Source organism: Pantoea sp. ME81 (genome assembly GCF_903970985.1).
Classification (GTDB): Bacteria; Pseudomonadota; Gammaproteobacteria; order Enterobacterales; family Enterobacteriaceae; genus Pantoea; species Pantoea communis.
Genome location: NZ_CAJCKS010000233.1, coordinates 1 through 6,215 on the forward strand (window position 1 = coordinate 1; position 6,215 = coordinate 6,215).

6 protein-coding genes and 1 pseudogene are annotated in these 6,215 nt (G+C 54.0%); all 7 read right to left on the reverse strand.

The features are described 5' to 3' along the window. On the reverse strand, positions 1–634 hold a 634-nt coding region (locus tag H7A81_RS24895), incomplete at its 3' end, for a TonB-dependent receptor plug domain-containing protein (RefSeq protein ID WP_182059057.1). Positions 635–995: 361 nt separating this feature from the next. Further along, a complete protein-coding gene (locus H7A81_RS24900; protein WP_166932180.1) occupies positions 996–1,163 on the reverse strand; it encodes a hypothetical protein in 168 nt (55 codons plus the stop codon). 135 nt (positions 1,164–1,298) lie between these two features. Then, positions 1,299–2,711 (reverse strand): EmmdR/YeeO family multidrug/toxin efflux MATE transporter, encoded by a 1,413-nt coding sequence (locus H7A81_RS24905; RefSeq protein WP_182059058.1) that lies wholly within the window; start codon positions 2,709–2,711, stop codon positions 1,299–1,301. 120 nt (positions 2,712–2,831) lie between these two features. Beyond that, a complete protein-coding gene (locus H7A81_RS24910; protein WP_097116733.1) occupies positions 2,832–3,581 on the reverse strand; it encodes an ABC transporter ATP-binding protein in 750 nt (249 codons plus the stop codon). After that, positions 3,574–4,449 carry an ABC transporter ATP-binding protein gene (locus H7A81_RS24915; RefSeq protein WP_097116732.1) on the reverse strand — a complete coding sequence of 292 codons (876 nt, stop codon included), beginning with the start codon at positions 4,447–4,449 and terminating at the stop codon, positions 3,574–3,576. Before H7A81_RS24915 ends, H7A81_RS24910 begins: the two co-directional genes overlap by 8 nt. Then, positions 4,442–5,725 carry a high-affinity branched-chain amino acid ABC transporter permease LivM gene (gene livM, locus H7A81_RS24920; protein WP_182059059.1) on the reverse strand — a complete coding sequence of 428 codons (1,284 nt, stop codon included), beginning with the start codon at positions 5,723–5,725 and terminating at the stop codon, positions 4,442–4,444. Before livM ends, H7A81_RS24915 begins: the two co-directional genes overlap by 8 nt. A gap of 10 nt (positions 5,726–5,735) precedes the next feature. Continuing rightward, positions 5,736–6,215: pseudogene (locus tag H7A81_RS24925) on the reverse strand (branched-chain amino acid ABC transporter permease LivH); the annotation flags it as partial.

The following is a 6,215-nucleotide window of genomic DNA, read 5'->3' on the forward strand; positions in this document are numbered from 1 at the left end:
GAAACGCGCTGTTGTCGTTGATGGCCTGGTTATAGTCCAGCGTACCGCGGCGCATCCACGCACTACCGACACTGGCCGACGCATCCAGGCCCGTATCCAGACGCGGCTGCTTACTGATCATATTAATTGAACCCGACGGCGCGCTACGACCGTAATCAGTGCCAGACGGCCCTTTAATCACTTCAATCTGCTGAGTATTAAAGGTATCGCGTGTCACGCTACCAATATCACGAATGCCGTCCACGTAAATGCTGTTTGAAGTATCCATGCCACGCATATACACGGCATCACCGGTCGAAGAACTGCCATTTTCCCCGGCGTAGAACGCCCCCACCCCCGGCACATTTTTCAGCGCATCGGTCAGGTTATTGACACCTTGATCTTTGATCACCTGATCAGGAATGACCGTCATGGTGCGGGTGGTATCCACCAGCGGACGGGTAAATTTGGGATCGGCAGAAGTATTAGGCGCATACAGAGAAGGCGTTTGCGCCGTCACCACTAAAGTGTCGTCAGATTTTTTGTTGGCATTATCAGCGGCCAGAGCAGCAGCAGGAGAAATACCAATACATAGCCCGGTGAACAGGGTCAGCGAATTGAAACTGCCAAACGGCAAATTGCGATTGTTATCCATTTTAAAAAGTAAATTTCTTATCGTTATTGACGGGCTTATTGCATCAAGCAAACCAAAACACTCAAGGTGCCATGATCTCCACTGCCTTGAGATGCAACACTTAAACGATAACGCCAATGGTTATCATTTACTTTTTTATTCTTACATGAAGCGCAACGGCTTGGGAATACATTTCTTTACGGTAGCCTTACATAATTAATACAATCAGTGCCAGCAGGAGGGTTGCGTCAGGGTTTGCTCAAGAAGTCGTCAGGAAGGGCTAATATTCAAGCACAAAAAACCCGCTGGACAGGGCAGCGGGTTTTTAAGCAGCGCGCACAGTTCATTCCAGTAACTGTATCGCATAGCGTGATGCAGGCGTTCATCGCTCATAGTAGCGATACACCGACGGATGGAATTCAATGCCATAAAGTTGGCTGACCGGAATCAGCAAATCAATATGATTGCTGAGATCGAACTCACGCTCTTCAGCGGGTTGTGATGTGGCGTTGATCAGGCGATGGAACCACTGTGACAGCGTCGTTTTCATCGTCAGGTTCTCCAGTAATGGTTGACCCTGACAGTAAAACCTAACTTGCTTTATAACGAAAACGATTAGATATGCGATAGAATCCCAATTAATGCATATATTGAAGGCCGCCGTCTGCTACGACGGCCCACTCCGTTATGCCCGGCTCTTCGCCAGCATACGACGGTAATTATTGAGCCATTTGCCGCTGGTCAAACGGAACCAGAAGAACACACCGCGCACTGTCCAGTCAAGGAACATGCCCAGCCACACCCCGACCACGCCCATACCGAGCATGATCCCCAGCACGTAGCCGGCAACCACGCGCGCACCCCACATGCTGAACATCGACACATACATGGTGTATCGCGCATCGCGCGCGCCTTTCAAACCAGCAGGCAGCACCCAGGATGCGGTCCAGATTGGCATAAAGGCAGCATTAAGCCAGATGAGATGTTTGGTGACTTCAATAACTTCAGGATCGCGGGTGTAGAATTTAGCCAGCGTGCCCGCCAGTGGTACGGTGATCAAGGCCAGTGTGCACAGCCCAATCATCGCCAGCCAGAACACATGTTTAATCTGCCTTTCCGCCTGCATCACCTGATTTTTACCCAGCCGCTTACCGGTAATGATGGTGGAAGCCGAACCGAGGGCGTTGCCCGGAAGGTTAATTAACGTGGCAATGGAGAAGGCGATAAAGTTACCGGCGATTTCATTGGTGCCCATGCCTGCCACAAAGATCTGCGTCAGCAATTTACCGCCGTTAAACAGCACTGACTCAATACTGGCCGGCACCCCGATCCCCAGCACTTCCATCAGGATGTTGCGATCCCAGCGTCGGAAATAGCTGGCGATGCTGATTCTTAACGCCGGCGTAATGCCACGATACAGCACATAAATGGCCACCGCCGCGCCGATATAGCGTGAGATGGTTAATCCTAACCCGGCCCCAACGAAGCCCATCCCTTCCCATCCCATCGCACCATAAATCAGTACGCTACTGATCACGATGTTAAGGATGTTCATGCCGCCATTAATCAGCATCGGAATTTTTGTGTTTCCCGCTCCGCGCAGCGAGCCGCTACCGATCAGAGCGATCGCCGCGGCTGGATAGCTCCACGCCGACGTTTGCAGGTAGCTCAGCGCCAGTTCCTTTACCTTGGGTTCCGCGCTGCCCGCGATAACATCGATAATCAGATGTCCCCAGATCTCAATCACGATCACCAGCACGAATGCCAGCACCGTCATCAAGCCCAGCGACTGCCGCGTAGCTGCGCGCGCGCGTTTGCCGTTGCGCTTGGCGAGGCTAAAGGCCACCACCACCGTGGTGCCGAGATCAATCGCCGCAAAGAAGGAGATAATCACCATGTTGAAGCTGTCGGCCAGACCGACGCCCGCCATCGCCTCTTTCCCCAGCCAGCTCACGAGGAAAGTACTCAGGACGCCCATCAGCATCACGCACAGGTTTTCAATAAAGATGGGCACGGCTAATGGGGTAATTTCACGCCACAACAGCGTGCGATAAGAGCGACGTTTCGGATACCACGCCGTATTTCTGACCGCCCGCATCACTGCTACGCCAGGATTTTGCAAGGGAGTACCAAATCACTTTGGAGAGGAAGAAGAGTAATAATGATGATAGGCCACTGAGAAATATGCAAAGTGTTTCCCATCACCATTTAATCATTATTACAAACTTTTTGTCGCCACCACCGCAGGATCCGCTGCACCACCGAGATAAGCGCTGCGCACCTCATCGTTATTTAGGAGTTCTTCCCCACTGCCGCTCAGTTTGATCTCGCCGTTGACCATCACATAACCGCGATCGGCCAGTCGCAGCGCATGACGGGCATTTTGTTCTACCAGGAACAGCGTCATGCCCTGCTGGGTCAATTCACGCAGGATGCTGAAAATTTGCTTCACCACAATCGGCGCCAGCCCGAGACTCGGTTCGTCCAGCAGTAACAATTTAGGGCGACTCATCAGCGCCCGCGCAATGGCCAGCATCTGCTGCTCTCCCCCGGAGAGTGTCATCGCACGCTGTTTGCGGCGTTCGAGCAGACGTGGGAACAGCTGGTACATGCGATCTTTATCCTCTTTCACAAAGCGGTCACCCACGGCAATTGTGCCCATCAGCAGGTTCTCCTCCACGGTCATATCGGGAAAAATGCGGCGGCCTTCGGGCGCTTGTGCAATGCCGCTGGCGGCGATGAAATGGGTGCTGCGATGGCTGATGGACTCGCCACGTAAGCGAATGTCACCACTGGCAATGCGCGGCTGGCCAAAAATCGACATTAGCAGCGTAGATTTTCCCGCGCCGTTAGCACCGATCAACGCCACCGTTTCCCCCTGGTTCACCGTCAGGGAAACCTGCCTGAGCGCCTGAACCGGACCATAAAACACGTCCACCTGTTCAAAACTCAACATCGGTTCAGTCATGGTCGCTCTCCTCATCTGCGCCGAGGTAAGCGGCGATAACGTTGGGATCGTGGCGAATTTGCTGAGGCGTCCCCTGTGCAATGACATCGCCATGATCCAGTACCACAATGTGATCGGAGATGCGCATGACCATCGGCATGTCGTGCTCAATCAACAACACGCTGATACGGTGATCAGCGCGTAAGCGATGCAATATCTGACTCAGCGCATCGGTTTCGACCGGGTTTAATCCCGCGGCCGGCTCATCCAGACAAATCAGTTCCGGTCGCGTGCACATGGCACGCGCAATCTCCAGTCGGCGCTGCTGACCATACGAGAGCGTGCCAGCCAGTCGATTGGCGCTGGAGACCAAATCCACATTTTCCAGCCAGTAGAACGCGCGGTCTAGCGCGCGGTTTTCGGCTTCGCGATAACCACGGGTATTCAATACGCCGGCCAGCAGTTGACGATTCACCTGCATATGCTGCGCCACCAGCAGGTTCTCTACCACCGACATCTCGCGGAACAAGCGGATATTCTGGAAGGTACGCGCCAGCCCAGCGCGGTTAACCAGGTGCGCGCCGCCAAACATTTTGTACCACACACGCGATCCCAGCCGTGCCGGATGAAGCCAGTCCTGCGGATGAATTTTTTGCCCCAGCACCTGGATCACATCGGTACTGCGCTGTTGGGCATTGAGTATGATGCGCCCGCCGGTGGCGCGATAAAACCCGGTCAGGCAGTTGAACACCGTGGTTTTTCCCGCCCCGTTCGGGCCGATTAATGAGGTAACCGAACCGCGCGCCACAGAAAGGCTGACATCGTTCAGGGCTTTGATGCCGCCGAAGCGCATCATTAAATGATCAACTTGTAGAATGGCATCACTCATGGCGTACTCCTTTCCGCAGCGGAACACCCACACGTGCAGTACGAACCAATCCGCGTGGTCGCCAAATCATCATTAACACCATCAGCATGCCAAACAGCAGCACACGATATTCGGCAAAACTTCGCAGCAGTTCAGGCGCGACCGTCAGTACAAAAGCGGCAAGCACCACGCCCAGTGTCGAGCCCATTCCCCCCAGAACCACAATCGCCAGGATTAACGCCGATTCGAAGAAAGTAAAGGAAGTTGGATTCACGAACCCCTGATAGCTGGCGAAAAACACCCCGGCAATCCCGGCCGTCGAGGCACCCAACATAAAGGCGGAGAGTTTGACCAGTACATGATTAAGCCCCATGGCGCGGCAGGCAATTTCATCTTCCCGCAATGCTTCCCAGGCGCGGCCAATTGGCATGCGCGTTAACCGATGCTTGATCAACAGCACCAGCAGCACCACGAGTACCAGCACCACATAGATGAAGATGAATTTCATATTAGGGTTGTAATCGAGATGCAAAAACTCGTGATAAGGCACGCCCCCGTCCCGCGCCCGGCGAGCAAATTCTAGGCCGAAAAATGTCGGGGAAGGAACCGATACGCCATTGGGTCCACCGGTAAACGACAACCAGTTGGTTAAGACCAGACGGATGATTTCACCAAAGCCGAGGGTCACAATCGCCAGATAGTCACCATGCATGCGCAGCACCGGAAACCCCAGCAGCGCTCCGGCAAAGGCCGCCATTAATGCCGCGATCGGCAACATACTCCAGAATCCCAGGCCGAGGTGCTCGTAGCCCAGTGCCAGGCCATAAGCGCCGATGGCATAAAATGCGACATAACCCAAATCAAGTAATCCCGCCAACCCCACCACAATATTGAGCCCTAGCCCTAGCAGCACATAAATCAGCCCCAGAATGGCCACGGTTAACAGGTATTTACTCGATAGAAATGGAAAGGCAAATGCAGCAATCAATAACAGCGGCAATATCCAGCGCATCCGCGAGCGATAACCCGGTTCGCGGACATATACGCCATCGTCATGGCCTTCAAACTTGCGTGTAAAGCGTTGTCCATAGGACGTACGGGTGAACAGGCTGAGCATTAAGCGCCCTGCCATCACTAATCCCACTAACAGCGCCACACGTTGCGGCGACAGTGTGAAGCTGTAACCCTCCAGCACCACGCCCACGATCGGGCCAAACACCACCAGCGCAATCACTCCCGCCAGCAGTGTGTCGAGCAATGCTTCACGCACGCCCGCTTTTTGCGTCATTGCATTCATCGTGGCTTCCTCACACTTTTGCGACCAGCGGACGACCCAGCAGTCCCTGCGGACGGAAGATTAAAATCACCACCAGCAGCGAAAACGAGAACACATCTTTGTAGTCAGAGTTAACCAGCCCCGCAAACTGCGCTTCCGCTACCCCAAGCAACAGTCCACCGAGCATGGCACCGGGTAGAGAACCGATACCGCCCAGTACTGCCGCCGTAAAGGCTTTGATACCAATGATGAATCCCGCATAAAAATCAAACGTGCCGTAGTTCATGGTCACCAGCACGCCCGCCAGTCCGGCCATGGCTGCGCCGATGACAAACACCAGCGAAATCACGCGGTCAGTATTGATGCCGAGAATCGATGCCATGCGCCGATCCTGCTGAACGGCACGGCAGATGCGGCCAAGTTTGGTGTACTGAATGATCCAGGTGAGCAGCGCCATGCCACAGAACGCGGCAATCAGAATAAAGACTTTGGTCCAGGTGATTTGCACAAT

What these genes read in the sequence shown, in the direction of transcription:
- H7A81_RS24900 (WP_166932180.1), bottom strand. Translation starts at nt 1,163, where the DNA reads ATGAAAACGACGCTGTCACAGTGGTTCCATCGCCTGATCAACGCCACA.
- H7A81_RS24915 (WP_097116732.1), bottom strand. Translation starts at nt 4,449, where the DNA reads ATGAGTGATGCCATTCTACAAGTTGATCATTTAATGATGCGCTTCGGC.
- livM (WP_182059059.1), bottom strand. Translation starts at nt 5,725, where the DNA reads ATGAATGCAATGACGCAAAAAGCGGGCGTGCGTGAAGCATTGCTCGAC.
- H7A81_RS24905 (WP_182059058.1), bottom strand. Translation starts at nt 2,711, where the DNA reads ATGCGGGCGGTCAGAAATACGGCGTGGTATCCGAAACGTCGCTCTTAT.
- H7A81_RS24910 (WP_097116733.1), bottom strand. Translation starts at nt 3,581, where the DNA reads ATGACTGAACCGATGTTGAGTTTTGAACAGGTGGACGTGTTTTATGGT.